Source organism: Cellulophaga geojensis KL-A (assembly GCF_000568425.1).
Classification (GTDB): domain Bacteria; phylum Bacteroidota; class Bacteroidia; order Flavobacteriales; family Flavobacteriaceae; genus Cellulophaga; species Cellulophaga lytica.
In genome coordinates this window covers 83995-101130 of the sequence record NZ_ARZX01000015.1, presented here as the reverse complement: position 1 = coordinate 101130, position 17136 = coordinate 83995, and the positions used below count along the sequence as shown (strand labels likewise).

The following is a 17136-nucleotide window of genomic DNA, read 5'->3' as shown; positions in this document are numbered from 1 at the left end:
CTTTAAGCCAAGGAAAACTGCTCTCTGCTGCCTGTGATGAATTTGCTGTTAATACAATTTCATCTAAAACAATGGCCGCATATTGTTGTGACACTACAGTTTTAAATACTGGCAACTTTACAAAAGGTAAAAATAAAGACACTAAAAACGTACCTATTAAATACACACGGTTGCTTTGAAAAAAAGTCTCCTTTTTTAAAAACAAATCATAAATTGCCAAAAACAACAACTGAAATGTGATTACTAAAACTATATACTGTACCATAACTATTCTTTTTTATCGTCCTCTTTAATATCTTCTAAAATAGATTCCAATTCAGATAAACTCATATCGTTCTTTTTCATAAAAAAAGAAACCATACTTTTAAATGAACCTTGAAAATATCCTTCCATTAATTTATTTATAGACTGATTGCTATAATCTGCTTTTTTTATCAACGGAAAATACAGGTATCCTCTTCCTAATTTTTCGTGGCCAACAAAGCCTTTATTTTCTAAAATACGTACAATAGTAGATACTGTATTATAGGCTGGTTTTGGTGTTGGCAATTTTTCTATAACAGCTGCTACAGTTGTTTTTTCTAACTCCCATAGCACTTGCATAATTTCTTCCTCTGCCTTTGTTAATTGCTTCATTCTCTTTTATTTTATATATATTCTAGAATATTTTGAATATTAAATTAGTACTATTTATCTTATATTCTTCTGCTAATATAACTAATATTTTAGTTTAAACTAATTTTTTAGGTAAAAAATTTGTAACAAATTGTTGTTATCTTCGTCAAACAAGTAAACTATTGTATGGATATAGCGCTTTTAATAATTGGTTTTGTTCTAATACTAACTGGTATTATAGGGAGTTTTTTACCAGTATTACCTGGGCCTCCAATTAGTTGGTTGGGTCTATTAGTACTTTATTTAACCAAAGCTATACCTAACGATTGGGTTTTTCTTGGTATAACTTTAGCAGTAGCTCTAATAGTTTTTGCATTAGATTATATTATTCCTGCAATTGGAACTAAAAAATTTGGAGGCACAAAAGCTGGTATGATAGGTACAACTATTGGCCTATTAGTAGCTGTATTTTTTCCTGTTCTTGGAGTATTTGGAATTGTAGTTTGGCCTTTTGTTGGTGCTTTAGTAGGTGAGCTTTTAAATAAAGCCGACCAAAAAACAGCTTTAAAAGCTGCTTTTGGTTCCTTTATTGGTTTTTTAACAGGTACTTTTTTAAAATTTATTGTTGCTATAGTATACCTTGGTTTATTTGTATCTAAAGTATGGGAATATAGTGAAGCGTTGTTTCCGTTTTTTTATAATTAAAACCACAAGTATGAGAAAAATACTATCAGCCATTCTACTACTTTCCTTTTTAATTTCTTGTGGACAAAAAAAGGTTAGCACCCAAACTGCAACTAATATAGATACGGTACGTATTAAAAATGACTTGCTAAAAATTACAAAAACACAAAATAGCCGGAATTATAAAAATATAAAAACTCTTAACTCAATTGCTAGCTACATTAAAGTGGAACTTGCTAAGGTGTGCGACACTACTGCTTACCAAGAATATAAGGTTGAGAATGAAACTTATAAAAATGTCCTTGGCTCTATTGGCACAGAATATAAAGAACGGTTAATTATTGGTGCCCACTATGATGTATACGGCGATCAAGAAGGTGCAGATGATAATGCAAGTGGTGTTGCAGGATTATTAGAATTAGCACGTTTATTAGCCAAAGAGAAACTTGATTATAGAATAGATTTTGTTGCCTATACTTTAGAAGAACCTCCTTTTTTTAGAACTGAGAAAATGGGAAGTTATGTGCATGCTAATTACTTAAAGGAAAACAACATAACCGTAAAAGGTATGATTTGCTTAGAAATGATTGGTTATTATAAGGACGAACCCAATACACAAACCTACCCAATTAAAGAGATGAGCACCATTTACGGCAATCGTGCTAATTTTATAACTGTTGTTCAAAATGAAAAAAGCGGCAATTTTGGTGCTGAAATTGAAAACTTAATGAAGAAACAGAAACTTATACCTACTGTATCTTTTAAAGGCTCTTCTCTTGTTACTGGCGTGGATTTTTCAGATCATTTAAACTACTGGAATTTAAATTACCCAGCAGTTATGATCACCAATACCTCTTTTTACCGCAACAAGAATTATCACACAAATAAGGATTCTCTTGAAACATTAAACATAAACAAGATGAGTGCGGTTATTCAGCAACTCTACTTTACTATTAAGGAACTCTAATAGTTAAAGCCAAGTTGTTTTATCTTCAACAGCACCTCTAGTTGCTTCCGGAAGTTCATCATCTGTGTACCCCATATAAAAGAAACCTAAACAAACTTCTCCTTCTTCCATTGCAAAAAAATCGCCCATATGTTTTATTAAGCCAGGAGAACTCCAATAACTACCTATACCTAAATCTGTGCACATAAGCCACATATTTTGTACTGCCATTGCCGTTGCCGCAACTTCTTCCCATTCTGGCACAGACTCATTAGGGTCTCTCTGCATACAAATAGCTATTATTGCTCCTGCCTTTTGCGGATTGTTTATTAGTTTTTCTACCTTAAATTTCTTTGGATTTGGGTCGTTTTCCATATATTTTAAAGACAAAAACATTCCTAGTTTTGCTCTAGTTTCTCCTTGTATTACTTTAAAACGCCAAGGTTCAGTTTTTTTGTGAGATGGTGCCCAATTACCTGCCTCCAAAACCTTTTCAATTAATTCTTTAGCTATTGGTTTGCTATTGTATTGCGCAGGAAACACAGATCTCCTCTTCTTTATTATATCAAAAATCATAATTCAATTTTAAGTTTTACAAAGATATAGCTTATGGTAATGTACGTTTTAAAAGTATTTGTTAATTGTTTAGTGTTATTTTTCATCACCCAACAACAACTGCATACAATGTTTTAAAACCGGGTTTCTATTGTCTTCTTTCCAAATAACAGACAATACGGCTCGCTGCGGTATTTTTTTTAGTTCTATAAATTTTACATTCATGTTAAAACCTTGTTGCAAAGATGTAGGTACAATGGCAACTCCCAAATTGTTTTCTACCAATGTAAAAATAGTTTGCGCATGTACAGACTTATGAGAAACCTTTGGAGTAAAACCAGCATCTTCACAAATACTCATTACCGTATCATAATACAGCGGACTATAATCTTGTGAAAACAGAATAAAATTTTCTCCTTTAAACTGTTCCATTCCATTAAATTTAGTTTCTGTTATTTTATAGTTTGCTGGTACAACCACAGAAAATGTATCATTAAATACTGGTTTAATACACAAACCCTTTGGTACCCTAACCATACGCACAAAACCAATATCTAAACCATCTTTTAAAACAGCATTTAACTGTGCATTGTTAGAGAGTTCTTCTAAACTTGTATTAATTTCTGGGAAAGCATCTTTCAGCTTTAATAACAAATCCGGAATTACGGTTTGCATTGCAGAACCCAAAAAACCTATGTTAAGCTCACCAAACTTACCCTGACTTACCAATTTTATATGTCGTTTTGTTAACTCTAAATGGTTTAAAATAAACTCTATTTCATCTTTTAAGTAAACTCCAGCAGCTGTTAAGGAAACCTTTTTTTTATTTCTAATAAAAAGCTGTGTCTCTAAAATTTCTTCCATTTGCTTTATTTGTCTACTTAAACCTGGTTGCGATATAAACAAACGTTCTGCTGCTTTTCTAAAGTGTAATTCTTCTGCTACAGCTAAAAAATAATTAAAATGGCGTAACTCTATTTGATAACTCATAGTTATTAATTATTGATAAATATGATATTGGTAATCATCAAACATAATCAATAATTTTATAGTATTAAAATATATGCTATGCGTAACGCACCTAAGACCTTTAATTTTGGAGAAGATCATTTAACGGCTGGTATTGCTCTTTCAATTGCAAGAGGCAAAACCAAAGGGTTAATTTCAGATTTTTCTCGCATAAAAATAAGAAACAGCAGTAAAACTGTTGCTAATATTGTAAAAAAAGGAGATCCTGTTTATGGTATAAACACCGGGTTTGGACCTTTATGTACTACTAAAATATCTAAAGAAGAAACAAAAATATTACAAAGTAACATTTTAAAAAGTCATAGTGTTGGTGTTGGCGAACCAATAGATAAAGAGATTGCTAAACTTATGCTTATCTTAAAAATGAATAGTCTTGCACAAGGATATTCTGGTATTGCAGAAGCAACTTTAGACCGTATTTTATGGCATATAAATACTGATGCTATTCCTGTTGTGCCGGCTCAAGGTTCTGTTGGCGCATCTGGTGATTTGGCTCCGCTTTCTCATTTGTTTTTACCATTAATTGGTTTGGGTAAGGTTAATTATATGGGTGAGATTATGGAAACCTCATCTTTGTTTGATAAAACAGAAATGCAAAGCATAAACTTAGGTCCTAAAGAAGGTTTAGCGCTAATTAACGGCACACAGTTTATTGCTGCACACGCTGTAAAAGTGGTAGAAAAATTGCAAAGTTGCCTTGCACAAGCAGATATTATTGGTGCAATGATGATTGAAGGCTTGCAAGGTTCTATTAAACCATTTTATAATGAACTGCACGCATTACGCCCTTTTAAAGGCAATATGTATGTTGCAAAAAAAGTAAAACGCTTGCTTAAAGGATCTGAGATAATGGAAGATCATGCAAATTGCAATAGGGTACAAGATCCTTATTCTTTGCGTTGTATTCCGCAAGTTCACGGTGCATCTAGAAATGCGTGGTTGCATTTAAAAGAATTGTTAGAAATTGAGTTAAATTCGGTTACAGATAATCCTATTATTATAGATGAAGAACTAACAATTAGTGGTGGTAGTTTTCACGGTCAGCCTTTAGCTATGGCATTAGATTATGCATGTTTAGCTGCGTCTGAGGTTGGTAACATATCTGACCGAAGAATATACTTAGCCTTAGAAGGTAATAGCCCTGGAGTGCCTAAATTATTAATGAATGAAACCGGAATTAACTCTGGTTATATGATATTGCAATACACTACTGCTGCCTTAGCTAGTGAAAATAAAGGTCTTTGTTTTCCTTCTAGTGCAGATAGTATACCAACGTCTTTAGGACAAGAAGACCACGTAAGTATGGGATCTATTGGAGGACGCAAAGCACTACAAGTTATTGGTAATGTAGAAAAAATATTAGCTATAGAAATGCTAACTGCTGCACAAGCTTTTGAATTTAGAAAACCACTTAAATCGGGCTTATTTTTAGAAGTAGTACATAAAAAAATTAGAGAAAAAGTTGCCTTTGCAGATAAAGATCGTGTGTTTGCTACCGATATTGAAGCAGGAATAGAAATGATACAAAACCAAACCATTTTAAATGCTATTGAAGAGGTAAAAGAACGAGAAAATTTAGAAATGGAAATTCCGTTTGCAGATGAATTTGAAATCTACTAATATGAAACAAAAACTTATAGGTCCGTTTACACAACTATTACCAATGACAGGCATTGCCGTTAAAGGTGCCGTTAAGGATGAAGAACTTGTAGTTATAGAAAATGGCGGCATTATAGTTGAAAATAATACTATAATAGCTGTTGACACATACAAAGAGTTATTAAAACAAATAGACATTAAAAATACCTTGTTAGAAGAAGTAATAAGTGATAGTGTTTGCTTCCCTGGTTTTATAGATTCTCATACACATATTTGTTTTGGTGGCACCAGAGCTAATGATTATGCTATGCGTAATGCCGGCAAAACTTATTTAGAAATTTCTAAAGCTGGTGGTGGCATTTGGGACACAGTAACACAAACCAGAAAAGCTAGTATTTTAGAATTAGAAGATGGCATTACTAAAAGAGCTAACAAACATTTAAAAAATGGCGTTACTACTATAGAGGTTAAAAGTGGCTACGGTTTATCGGTTTATGAAGAACTTAAAATGCTACGCGCTATAAAAAATGTAGATAACAGAATTAAAGCAGATTTAATCTCTACTTGCTTGGCTGCACATATGCACCCTAAAGATTACTCTGGTACGGCAAGTGAGTATTTAGAAGAAATAAGCATCTCCCTTTTCCCCCTTTTAAAAGAAGAACGTTTAACAACCAGAATTGATGCTTTTATTGAAGAAGGTGCTTTTACAGCAGAAGTAATTGCACCTTACTTTAAAAAGGCAAAGGAAATGGGCTTTACAATAACGGTACATGCAGATCAGTTTTCTACAAGTGGTAGCAAAGTGGCTGTAGATTTTAATGCTATAAGTGCAGACCATTTAGAAGCAAGTACTACAGAAGAAATAAATATTTTAGCAAAAAGCAATGTTATTGCTACAGCTTTACCTGGCGCTAGTATTGGTTTAGGTTGTGCGTTTACACCTGCTCGTAAGTTATTAGATGCTGGTGGTGCAGTTGCTATTGCTAGTGACCACAATCCGGGTTCTGCTCCTATGGGAGACTTACTTACCCAAGCCTCAATCTTAGGAACTTTTCAAAAACTGAGTAATGCAGAGGTTTTATCTGGTATTACTTTTAGAGCGGCGGCGGCACTAGGCCTTAAAGATAGAGGTGTGTTAAACAGTGGGTTTATGGCAGATTTTATTGCTTTTCCAACAGCAAACTATAAAGAAATTTTATACCAACAAGGACAACTAAAACCAAATATGGTTTGGAAAAAAGGAACTAAAATAGCTTAAAAAAATAACGAATTCAGCTTCATTATAACATATAAAAAATGGATTTTAAATCTCAAATTCTGCAAGGTATTCCATCTCTATTACCTCCAAAAAAAAATTACACCACAAATGCTAATCACGCTCCAAAAAGAAAAGACATTCTTTCTTTAGACGAAAAAAAATTGGCTCTAAAAAATGCCTTGCGTTATTTTCCTGTTGCTTGGCACGCAGAATTATCAAAAGAGTTTGCTAATGAACTACTAAGTTATGGACGTATTTATATGTTTAGGTTTAAGCCCAAATATGATATTTATGCCAGACCAATATCAGAATATCCAGCAAAAACACCACAAGCTGCTGCATTGCAATTAATGATTATGAATAACTTAGACCCTGCAGTTGCACAACATCCAGAGGAACTTATTACCTATGGTGGTAATGGTGCTGTTTTTCAGAATTGGGCGCAATACTTGTTAACTATGCAATATTTAGCAACAATGACAGAAGAACAAACTCTGCATATCTATTCTGGTCATCCAATGGGACTTTTTCCTTCTACCAAAGATGCACCTAGAGTTGTTGTTACTAATGGTATGATGATTCCTAACTATTCTAAGCCAGATGATTGGGAAAAATACAATGCACTTGGGGTTACCCAGTACGGACAAATGACTGCTGGTTCTTATATGTACATTGGCCCACAAGGTATTGTACACGGAACCACAATTACAGTTATGAATGCCTTTAGAAAAGTACTGCAACCTAATGAAACACCTTCTGGAAAAATATTTTTAACTGCTGGTTTGGGTGGTATGAGTGGAGCACAACCAAAAGCTGGTAATATAGCTGGTTGCATTACTATTTGTGCAGAAGTTAATGCTGCAGCTGCCACCAAAAGACATACACAAGGCTGGGTAGACGTTTTAATTGACTCTATTGACGATTTAGTTGATAGAACTAAAAAAGCACAAGAGAATAAAGAGGTTGTTTCTATTGCTTACATTGGAAATATTGTAGAAGTTTGGGAACGTTTTTATGATGAAAATATTTTTATTCATTTAGGGTCAGATCAAACATCTTTACACAACCCTTGGGCAGGTGGTTATTACCCTGCAGGTATTTCTTTTGAAGAATCTAATGAGTTAATGAGTACCAATCCTGATGCTTTTAAGCAAAAAGTACAAGAATCTTTAAAAAGACAGGTAGCTGCAATTAATAAGCATACAGCAAATGGCACTTACTTTTTTGATTATGGCAATGCCTTTTTACTTGAAGCATCGCGTGCAGGCGGCGATGTTATGGCAGAAAACAATATAGATTTTAAGTACCCATCTTATGTACAAGATATATTAGGACCTATGTGTTTTGATTATGGTTTTGGTCCTTTTCGCTGGGTATGTTCTTCTGGTAAACCTGAAGATTTACAAAAAACAGATGCTATTGCTTTAAAAGTAATGGAAGAAATTAAGGCTACTGCTCCAGAAGAAATTCAGCAACAAATGCAAGATAATATTACTTGGATTAGAGAAGCTGAACAAAACAAGCTGGTTGTTGGCTCACAAGCGCGTATTTTATATGCAGACGCAGAAGGTAGAGCTAAAATTGCAGAAGCTTTTAATAAAGCTATAAAAACAGGAGAACTTTCTGCCCCTGTAGTTTTAGGTAGAGACCACCATGATGTTAGTGGTACAGATTCTCCGTTTAGAGAAACCAGTAATATTTATGATGGCAGTAAATTTACCGCAGATATGGCCATACATAATGTAATTGGAGACAGTTTTAGAGGTGCCACTTGGGTATCTATACATAACGGTGGCGGTGTTGGCTGGGGAGAAGTTATTAATGGCGGTTTTGGCATGGTGTTAGATGGTTCTACAGAGGCTTCAAAAAAGTTGAAAAATATGCTTTTTTACGATGTTAATAACGGAATATCTAGACGTAGTTGGGCACGTAACAAAGAGGCTATTTTTGCCATAGAACGAGAGATGAAAAGAACACCAGAACTAAAAGTTACTGTTCCTAATTTGGTTGAAGAGCATTTATTAGATAATTTATTTGCGTAGCCGTAGAATTACAATTAATTTTAAAACATTAAAAAATAACTATACCCCTTATGTTCTGTTATAAAAATAATTAATAGAACAATAGATAATAGGTATAGTTCGTTGTTAAGGAAATAGGAATTTATTTGACTAACTTTGTATAATATTAAAAAATAAAATTATGGCATTAGAAATAACAGACGCAACTTTTGACGAAGTTGTTTTAAAAAGTGACAAACCAGTTGTTGTAGATTTTTGGGCAGCTTGGTGTGGTCCATGTAGAATGGTTGGTCCTATTATTGACGAAGTTAGTTCTGAGTACGAAGGAAAAGCTGTTGTTGGTAAAGTAGATGTAGATGCAAACCAAGAATTTGCAGCTAAATATGGTGTACGTAATATACCAACAGTATTAGTATTTAAAGGTGGTGAAATGGTTAGCAGACAAGTTGGCGTTTCTCCTAAACAAGTTTACACAGACGCAATAGACGCTTTATTATAGTCTATAAGCATATAATTATAAAAAAGGGTTTGGCGTTTGTCAAACCCTTTTTTATTTTTACTACTTACCTTTTTTTATTTATGAAAAAAATTACGCTCCTTACACTACTAGCCTTAACCTTAATTGGTTGTCCTCAAAAAAAAGAAATTAAACCTTTACAAGTTGAAAAAGGAATTTCTTTAGACCTTGCAAATTATAGAAAAGAACAAATTAAGAACTTGCATTATGCGCTAAATTTTTCTATTCCTAAAAGTCAAGAAGATCCAATACCTGCTACATTAGTACTTGCTGCAAAGATTACCGACCTGCAATATGATCTAATTTTAGATTTTAATGAAAATAAAGATCATTTAAAAACACTTAGCGTAAATGGTAAAAGCACTCCAATTAACCATACCAACGAGCATTTAATTATAGATAAAAATGCATTAGTAATAGGAGAAAATAAAATTGAAATTTCTTTTAACGCAGGTGAGTTATCACTTAACAGAAACAAAGAGTTTTTATATACGTTATTAGTGCCAGACAGGGCTAGCACACTGTTTCCGTGTTTAGACCAACCTAACTTAAAAGCAACTTACGACTTAACCATTACTGCTCCTAAAGATTGGAAAGTGCTTTGCGGTGGTACAGAAAAAGAACAAATAGAAAAAGAAGAGTACACTACCCATATTTTTAATACCACTGATAAAATGAGTACTTACTTGTTTTCATTTGTTGCAGGTAAATTTACTGAAGAAGCTAAAAACCCTGGTGCTTTTGATATGCGCTTTTTATATAGAGAAAATAATAAAGAAAAAATTGCAGAGAGTACAAATGAGGTTTTTAACATTCACCAACAGTCTTTAGATTTTTTAATAGATTATACCAACTATGATTTTCCTTTTCAGAAAATGGACTTTGCTAGTATTCCTCCTTTTCAATATGGTGGTATGGAGCACGTAGGTGCTATACAATATAGAGAGTCGTCTTTATTTTTAGATAAGAATGCTACGCAGAACCAAAAGTTATCTCGTGCTAAATTAATAGCACATGAAACATCACATATGTGGTTTGGAGATTTGGTTACTATGCAATGGTTTGATGATGTTTGGCTAAAAGAAGTGTTTGCCAACTTTATGGCAGATAAGATTATGAATCCGCTTTTTCCAGATATAGATCATCAATTAAAATTTATGATGACACACTACCCTAGTGCATATTCTGAAGATCGTACTAAAGGCACAAATCCTATTAAGCAACATTTGGGCAATTTAAAAAATGCAGGCTCTTTATATGGTCGTATTATTTACAACAAAGCACCAATAATGATGCAGCAATTAGAAGCCGTATTAGGAAAAGATGCTTTTAAAGAGGGAATGCAAGAGTATATAAAAACGTATGCCAATGACAATGCAGATTGGGACGACTTGGTTTCTATTTTAGATAAAAAATCTGACGTAGATATTAAACAATGGTCTAATGTGTGGGTAAACCAACCTGGAAGACCAGTTTTTACAGATAATATTACCTACAAGGATAACAAAATAATCAATTTTACAATTACGCAAAAGGCAGAAGATGGTACAGATAAAATATGGCCACAATCTTTTGCTATACAACTTGTGTATAAAGACAGTGTAAAAACTATAAATGCAGCAATAAATAGTAAAAACCTTCAACTAAAAGAAACTATAGGACTTGCAAAGCCCGAGCAAATTATATACAACGCTAACGGTTTTGGATATGGAGTTTTTCCGGTTAATGTTGCTCATATTTCTAAAATAAAAGAAATTAAAGATGCTACCGCTCGTGGTTACAGCTATATAAATTTATATGAAGTGTTTTTAAATAATAAGGTACCAGCTTTAGATGCTTTTAATATATTTTTAAACGGAGTAGCATCAGAAAAAAATGAGCTTGTTTCAAATTATATTACAGGAAGAACCAGAGATATTTACTGGAAATTTTTATCAGAAAAACATAAAGAAAAAATTCAGACTACAACAGAAAATAAGTTGTTTGCATTATTAAACAGCTCTAAACCAAAGGCTTTCAAAAAAGATATATTTAATCTGTATAAATCGCTTGCCATATCTTCTAAAGCATTAGAAAATTTACACGCTATTTGGACAAAAGAATTGAGTATACCACAATTATTTTTAAATGAGGATGATTACACTAGTCTTGCAAGCGAATTATCTTTAAAAAAGCACCCAAAGGCTACAGAAATTATAAAAGAACAAGAAAAGCGTATTAGCAACCCAGATAAACTTGCCAAATTTATATGGCTACAACCATCTATAAGTAACAATGTAAAGCAAAGAGATGCTTTTATGGTTTCTTTATTTGATGCCAAAAACAGAGAAAAAGAATCTTGGGTTACAACAGCACTAAGCTACATTCACCATCCGCTACGCCAAAATGAAAGTAAAAAGCATTTGACAAAATGTTTACAAAAGTTAGAAGAGGTGCAACTTACAGGAGATATATTTTTTCCAAAAAACTGGTTGGCAAGTTGTATTGGTAAATACAGCTCTAAAGATGCTTACCAAATACGTGAAGATTTTTTAAGCAAAAATCCTAACTTTAACCCTATTCTACTAAAAAAACTATTGCAAACTACAGATGATTTAGAAAGAGCGCAAACCATAAAAAAGTAAATTATGAACCTAAAGGACAATTTAAATGCGCAACCACTGCTAAACCTAGAGTTACTAGCAAAACAGGTCGTAGAGGGTTTTATTAGCGGAATACATAAAAGTCCGTTTCATGGGTTTTCTGCCGAGTTTGCAGAGCACAAAATTTACAACAAAGGAGAAAGTACCAAGCATATAGACTGGAAACTTTTTGCAAAAACAGATAAGTTATACACTAAAAGATATGAGGAAGAAACCAATTTAAGGTGTCATATGATCTTAGACAACTCTGCCTCTATGTATTATCCTGAAACAAAAAAACTAGATGTAAATAACCTAAATAAAATAGGGTTTGGCGTTTTAGCCATTGCCGGTTTAATGAATATTTTAAAAAAACAGAGAGATGCTGTTGGTTTAAGTATTTATTCTGATGCTTACAACTATTATGTATCAGAAAAAAGTAGTGAACGCCACCACCAAATGTTGTTGGCAAAGCTTACAGAAGTGGTAACAGATAAAAATCCGGCTCAAAAAACAAAAACATATACCTATTTACACCAGATAGCCGAAAAAATGCACAGGCGTAGTTTGGTTTTTCTTTTTACTGATATGTTTCAGACCGAAGAAGAGGACATAAAATTGTTTGAAGCATTACAACATTTAAAATATAATAAACATGAAGTTGTACTTTTTCATCTCCTTGATAAAGAAAAAGAACATTTTTTTAATTTTGATGATGCACCAAAGCGTTTTGTAGATGTAGAGACCAAACAAGAGATAGATTTGTATGCTGAAAACGTAAAAGAAGCTTACCAAAAAGAGCTAACTAATTACTTATCAGACATTAAATTAAAATGCGCACAATACAAGATAAAATATGTTGGCGTAGATATTGCTAAAAATTTTGCTTCGGTTTTTAACACGTATATGGTGGAGCGACAAAAATTTTAATTTTTTTTGAAAATTTCTTCAAAAAAGTTTTGCTGAATTAAATAACCTCTGTATATTTGCAACCGCTAAACGCCACGGTCTGGTAGTTCAGTTGGTTAGAATACCTGCCTGTCACGCAGGGGGTCGCGGGTTCGAGTCCCGTCCAGACCGCAAAAACCTTCAACATTTGTTGAAGGTTTTTTTGGTTTTATACCTTTTTTAAGGTGAAAAAAATCAGATCATCTTATAAAAGTTTTTAGCTCTAATTCTGTTTTTTATCAAAATCACTCGCCAAAACATCTCTCCTAAATTAAACTTTATTTTAATCATTTATATTTGTGACTTCATCAGTTTAAAGAAAAACTCTAATTTTAGACTTTAAAAAAAGATAGACATATATGGCATCAGGTTTTTTTGCATTATTAGATGATATAGCAGCGCTTATGGATGACGTTGCTGTAATGAGTAAAGTTGCTGCTAAAAAGACAGCAGGTATACTTGGAGACGATTTAGCGGTGAATGCAGAAAAGGCTTCAGGGTTTATATCAGACAGAGAATTACCTGTACTTTGGGCAATTACAAAAGGATCGTTTTTAAATAAACTTATAATACTTCCCTTTGCGTTTTTATTAAGTGCTTTTATACCAATTGCGGTAACCATTATACTTGTTTTAGGCGGATTGTATTTGGCTTATGAAGGTGCAGAAAAAATTTATGAGTTTTTAGCCGGTCATAAACACGAGAGTAATGAGCTTTTAGATGAAGACATTACTATTGAAGAACTACAAAAACTTGAAAAAGGACGTATTAAATCGGCCATATTTACAGATTTCATCCTTTCTGTAGAAATTGTAATTATTGCATTAGGTACAGTTACAGATCAGCCAATTTCTACACAAATAATGGTGGTAACAGTAATTGCCATTATTGCCACTGTTGGTGTTTATGGTATAGTTGCACTAATTGTTAGAATGGATGAATTTGGTTTAAAACTAATTAACCTAAACGAACAAGACAATAGCTTTTCTGACAAAGTAGGCAGACTGCTAGTAAACGCTTTACCTTGGGTAATTAAATTTTTAGCCGTTGTAGGCACACTAGCACTACTTTCTGTTGCTGGTGGCGTATTTGCACACAACATAGACTTTTTACACCACTTAATTGAAGATGTTCCGTTACCAGCTATGCTAAAAGAATTTTTATTAGGACTAGTAATTGGACTCTTAACTTTACCTATTATTGGCTTGTTTAAAAAGCTTTTTGGCAAAAAGAAAGATAAACATTAAACATAATATTTATACAAAACAAAAAACCTTCAGTTAACTGAAGGTTTTTGTTTTTTAAGCTTGTAGCTATTTAATGCAGTAAGTAAACTTTTAACAATACTGCAGGCTCATTAAACTTGTTAGATATACCATGTGCAACGGTACCATCAAAAAATAATAAATCTCCTTGGTCTAATGTTACCTCGTTGCCTTTTAGTGTATAAGTTGGCGAACCACTTAACACATAAACAAGTTCATTTGCATTGGTAGAAATAGGTTTTCTAACCGCTAATGGTAGTACAGTTATTAAATATACACGTATACTTTCTCCTTTAGAAGTATTAGATAATAAATGTGTATACTCTAATTGTTCAGAGTCTTCTCGGTCTTCTCTGGTTCCTGTACCCTTTTTAATAAGAATATAATCTCCATCAATACTAGAAGAAAGTTCTAATTCAGACAACTCTATCTGCAAGGTTTGCATAATTTTAAGCAAAACCGGTAAAGAGGGAGTTGTTCTAAGGTTCTCAATCTTTGAAATTAACCCTGCGCTTACGCCCGTTCTTTTGGCGACTTGCTGTAGGGTTAAGTTTCTCTTTTGGCGAGCCAGCTTTAGCTGTCTGCCAATGTTTATCAAAATGTCATCCATAAATAATTGGTTAGTGTAATAGTATGACTATCTACAGTTTATGTACCTCAAAAATAAGAATTATTTATTTATAGTATTAGTATTACAGCTAGGGTTTTATTTAACAAAATAAAAACAGTCTACAAACTAACCTTCTCTAAAATACCGTCTTTTAAACTTAAAATACTAGTTGCTAGTTTTTTAGCTTCACTTTCTGAGTGTGATATATGAACAATTACAAGTTGTAACTTTTGCGCTAAATTTTGGAGTAATAGTATAATTTCTGACTTTGTAGCTTGGTCTAATGCACTTAAAGGCTCGTCTAAACACAAAATTTGAGGATAAAAACTTAAAGCCCTACCAAGTGCCACACGTTGTTTTTCTCCTCCACTTAAGTTATCTACGCTTCTGTTTAGTAGTTGTTCTACTCCTAATAAAACAGCTAACTCTTGCACTCTTTCTTCAATTTTTAATTTAGGCCATTTTCTTATTTTTAGTGCAAAGCCTATATTTTCTGCTACTGTCATTGTAGAAAATAAAGCTCCGTCTTGCGGCACGTATCCTATTTGCCTTTGACCAGGAACTAGGTTTGTTATATTATTAGAGTGCAGTAATACTTGTCCTTTTTTTACTTTTCGCAATCCACAAATAGCCTCTATAAGTGTTGTTTTACCACTACCTGTTTTACCCATTAGCACCAAATACTCACCTTTATCAACTTTAAAATTAATATTAGACAAGCTAAAAGCACCTTGTTCTATTTCTAAATCTACACATTGTAACATAGGCTAAAAAGTATGTTTTTTAGTTCCATATATTCTAACTAACAGCAACACCAAAAAACCAGATGCTATCATTATTAAAGACACAGCTACAGCTGCTTCTATATTCCCTACAGACATTTCTAAAAACACTGTGGTTGGCAACACCTCTGTTCGCATTCTTGTAGCACCTGCAAAAATTAAAATAGGGCCAAATTCTCCCAAAGCTCTTGCCCACGCTAAAGAAGCTGCAGTTAAAATTCCGCTTTTAGCTTGTGGTAGTAAAATATAAAAAAAAGACTGTCTCTGGTTACAGCCCAAAGTTAATGCAACCTGTTCTTGTCTATTATTAATTTGCGAAAACGTAACATACATTGTACGTACAGCAAAGGCACAAGCAACCATAAACTGTGCTATTACAACACTGTACACTGTATAGGTAATTCTTAAATGACTCTCTATAAACTGCCCCAACGTTGTCTGAAAAAGTAATAGCAAACTTAAACCAACTACTAGTGGTGGCAACACTATAGGTATATCTAAAATAGCATCAATAATTTTTTTAAATTTAAAGTTATAACGCGCCATAAAATAGCCAATTGGTATAGCCACTATAACGCTTAACAACATTGTAATTGTGCTGCTCACCAAACTTAATTTTATAGCATACTGTATTTCCTTACTAGCTAAAGCCTTAAAAATATGATCTGGTGTGGTATAAAAAAAATCGGCCAACACCATTGCTAATATTAAAACTATATATGTAGACGCCACAATGCCCATTACCAAATAAAATGGTACGTTAGACCTAACCTTATGCTGTTTTATATGTTGCTCTTCTTTTTTGATAACTACGTATTATATTAGTACATTTTATACCCTAATTTTTTAAACACACTTTTACTTTTTGCATTCTGTAATAAAAATTCTGTAAACTTTAATGCCTCAGTTTGTTGCTTAGACCATTTTAAAACTCCAATTACTGCGTGCTCTTTATGCTGTTTAAAATTAGCTAACTCTATAGCATCTATTTCTTTGTACTGGTTAGCTGTAACATCCCAAATAACACCCGCATCTATAGTATTTAGTTTAATAGCATTAGCAACGTCAGACACTGTTGGCATTTGTACATATACGCATTTTTTAACTGCATCCCAATTACCAGATTCTTGCAGTATTTTTTTAGTTACAGTTCCTACAGATGCCGCATCTGGGTTAGCAATACCAAACCTAATACCTTTTTTACACACATCTTTAATAGTTGTTATATTTTTGGGGTTATTTGCACTAACTGCCAATACTGGAGTTATAGCAACTAATGGCTTACTTTGCTGTATTATATTGTATGCAATTGCTTGCTGCATGTAACTTGCATCTGCAGACAGGTACAAATCTCCTTGCTTGGCAACTCTAATATTAGCCAATAACGTACCAGAACCTCCATATTGCAAATCTATTTGTATACCTGTTTCTTTATAATATTCTTTTGCAACTTCTTCTAAAACAGGCTTTACTACAGCAGCACAATACACTAATAGTGTTTTTTGATTCTGCTTGTTTTTACAGCCTATCATTAAAAAAAATAAACATACAAGCACTATTACTCTTGTTGTACCAGTAAACTTCATTAGCATAAATTAAACTACTAAATTAAAAGTTTTACACTAAAACAATTGCATTTCCTGGTCTAATCTATTTTTTATTTAATTTGAAGTTTAAAAACTA

16 protein-coding genes, 1 tRNA gene and 1 pseudogene are annotated in these 17136 nt (G+C 33.0%); 10 read left to right on the top strand and 8 right to left on the bottom strand.

Going from position 1 to position 17136, the window contains the following annotated elements; all coding sequences use genetic code 11:
- Nucleotides 1-265 (bottom strand): annotated as a pseudogene (locus KLA_RS11920) (hypothetical protein); the annotation flags it as partial.
- Nucleotides 266-267: 2 nt separating this feature from the next.
- Nucleotides 268-636 (bottom strand): BlaI/MecI/CopY family transcriptional regulator, encoded by a 369-nt coding sequence (locus KLA_RS11915; protein WP_013620427.1) that lies wholly within the window; start codon nt 634-636, stop codon nt 268-270.
- Between the two features lie 165 nt (nt 637-801).
- Between KLA_RS11915 and KLA_RS11910 the strand changes: the two genes are divergently transcribed.
- Both KLA_RS11910 and KLA_RS11905 read left to right on the top strand, forming a co-directional pair.
- Nucleotides 802-1320: a DUF456 domain-containing protein gene (locus tag KLA_RS11910; RefSeq protein ID WP_013620428.1), complete on the top strand. Its 519-nt coding sequence runs from the start codon at nt 802-804 to the stop codon at nt 1318-1320.
- Nucleotides 1321-1330: 10 nt separating this feature from the next.
- The gene (locus KLA_RS11905; RefSeq protein WP_034646116.1) at nt 1331-2266 is read left to right on the top strand and encodes a M28 family peptidase; all 936 of its coding nucleotides are present in this window, start codon (nt 1331-1333) and stop codon (nt 2264-2266) included.
- Between the two features lie 3 nt (nt 2267-2269).
- Here KLA_RS11905 and KLA_RS11900 read toward each other — a convergent pair whose 3' ends face one another.
- Both KLA_RS11900 and KLA_RS11895 read right to left on the bottom strand, forming a co-directional pair.
- Nucleotides 2270-2821 carry a nitroreductase gene (locus KLA_RS11900; protein ID WP_013620430.1) on the bottom strand — a complete coding sequence of 184 codons (552 nt, stop codon included), beginning with the start codon at nt 2819-2821 and terminating at the stop codon, nt 2270-2272.
- A 75-nt stretch (nt 2822-2896) separates the two neighbouring features.
- Nucleotides 2897-3790 carry a LysR family transcriptional regulator gene (locus KLA_RS11895; RefSeq protein ID WP_034646114.1) on the bottom strand — a complete coding sequence of 298 codons (894 nt, stop codon included), beginning with the start codon at nt 3788-3790 and terminating at the stop codon, nt 2897-2899.
- 78 nt (nt 3791-3868) lie between these two features.
- Here KLA_RS11895 and hutH point away from each other — a divergent pair, with 78 nt between their 5' ends.
- The 8 genes from hutH to KLA_RS11855 all read left to right on the top strand — a co-directional run bounded on the left by hutH (nt 3869) and on the right by KLA_RS11855 (nt 14043).
- Complete coding sequence (hutH, locus tag KLA_RS11890; protein WP_034646112.1) at nt 3869-5449, top strand: histidine ammonia-lyase; 1581 nt, start codon at nt 3869-3871, stop codon at nt 5447-5449.
- A 1-nt stretch (nt 5450) separates the two neighbouring features.
- On the top strand, nt 5451-6689 hold the full coding sequence (gene hutI, locus KLA_RS11885; protein WP_034646135.1) for an imidazolonepropionase: 1239 nt from the start codon (nt 5451-5453) through the stop codon (nt 6687-6689).
- A gap of 38 nt (nt 6690-6727) precedes the next feature.
- A complete protein-coding gene (locus KLA_RS11880) occupies nt 6728-8731 on the top strand; it encodes a urocanate hydratase (protein WP_034646110.1) in 2004 nt (667 codons plus the stop codon).
- A 160-nt stretch (nt 8732-8891) separates the two neighbouring features.
- Nucleotides 8892-9209: a thioredoxin gene (gene trxA / locus KLA_RS11875; protein ID WP_013620436.1), complete on the top strand. Its 318-nt coding sequence runs from the start codon at nt 8892-8894 to the stop codon at nt 9207-9209.
- Nucleotides 9210-9289: 80 nt separating this feature from the next.
- Nucleotides 9290-11851 (top strand): M1 family metallopeptidase, encoded by a 2562-nt coding sequence (locus tag KLA_RS11870; RefSeq protein ID WP_034646108.1) that lies wholly within the window; start codon nt 9290-9292, stop codon nt 11849-11851.
- Between the two features lie 3 nt (nt 11852-11854).
- The gene (locus KLA_RS11865; RefSeq protein ID WP_013620438.1) at nt 11855-12778 is read left to right on the top strand and encodes a DUF58 domain-containing protein; all 924 of its coding nucleotides are present in this window, start codon (nt 11855-11857) and stop codon (nt 12776-12778) included.
- Between the two features lie 76 nt (nt 12779-12854).
- Nucleotides 12855-12928 (top strand) — tRNA-Asp (locus KLA_RS11860).
- A 227-nt stretch (nt 12929-13155) separates the two neighbouring features.
- Nucleotides 13156-14043, top strand: a complete 888-nt coding sequence (locus tag KLA_RS11855) for a DUF808 domain-containing protein (RefSeq protein ID WP_013620439.1) — start codon at nt 13156-13158, stop codon at nt 14041-14043.
- A gap of 70 nt (nt 14044-14113) precedes the next feature.
- Here KLA_RS11855 and KLA_RS11850 read toward each other — a convergent pair whose 3' ends face one another.
- From KLA_RS11850 to modA, 4 genes are all read right to left on the bottom strand, one after another.
- Complete coding sequence (locus KLA_RS11850) at nt 14114-14671, bottom strand: helix-turn-helix domain-containing protein (RefSeq protein ID WP_013620440.1); 558 nt, start codon at nt 14669-14671, stop codon at nt 14114-14116.
- A 119-nt stretch (nt 14672-14790) separates the two neighbouring features.
- Nucleotides 14791-15435 (bottom strand): ATP-binding cassette domain-containing protein, encoded by a 645-nt coding sequence (locus KLA_RS11845; protein WP_013620441.1) that lies wholly within the window; start codon nt 15433-15435, stop codon nt 14791-14793.
- 3 nt (nt 15436-15438) lie between these two features.
- Nucleotides 15439-16194, bottom strand: a complete 756-nt coding sequence (locus KLA_RS11840) for an ABC transporter permease (RefSeq protein WP_013620442.1) — start codon at nt 16192-16194, stop codon at nt 15439-15441.
- 80 nt (nt 16195-16274) lie between these two features.
- The gene (gene modA / locus KLA_RS11835; RefSeq protein ID WP_034646104.1) at nt 16275-17039 is read right to left on the bottom strand and encodes a molybdate ABC transporter substrate-binding protein; all 765 of its coding nucleotides are present in this window, start codon (nt 17037-17039) and stop codon (nt 16275-16277) included.
- Between the last annotated feature and the right edge of the window lie 97 nt (nt 17040-17136).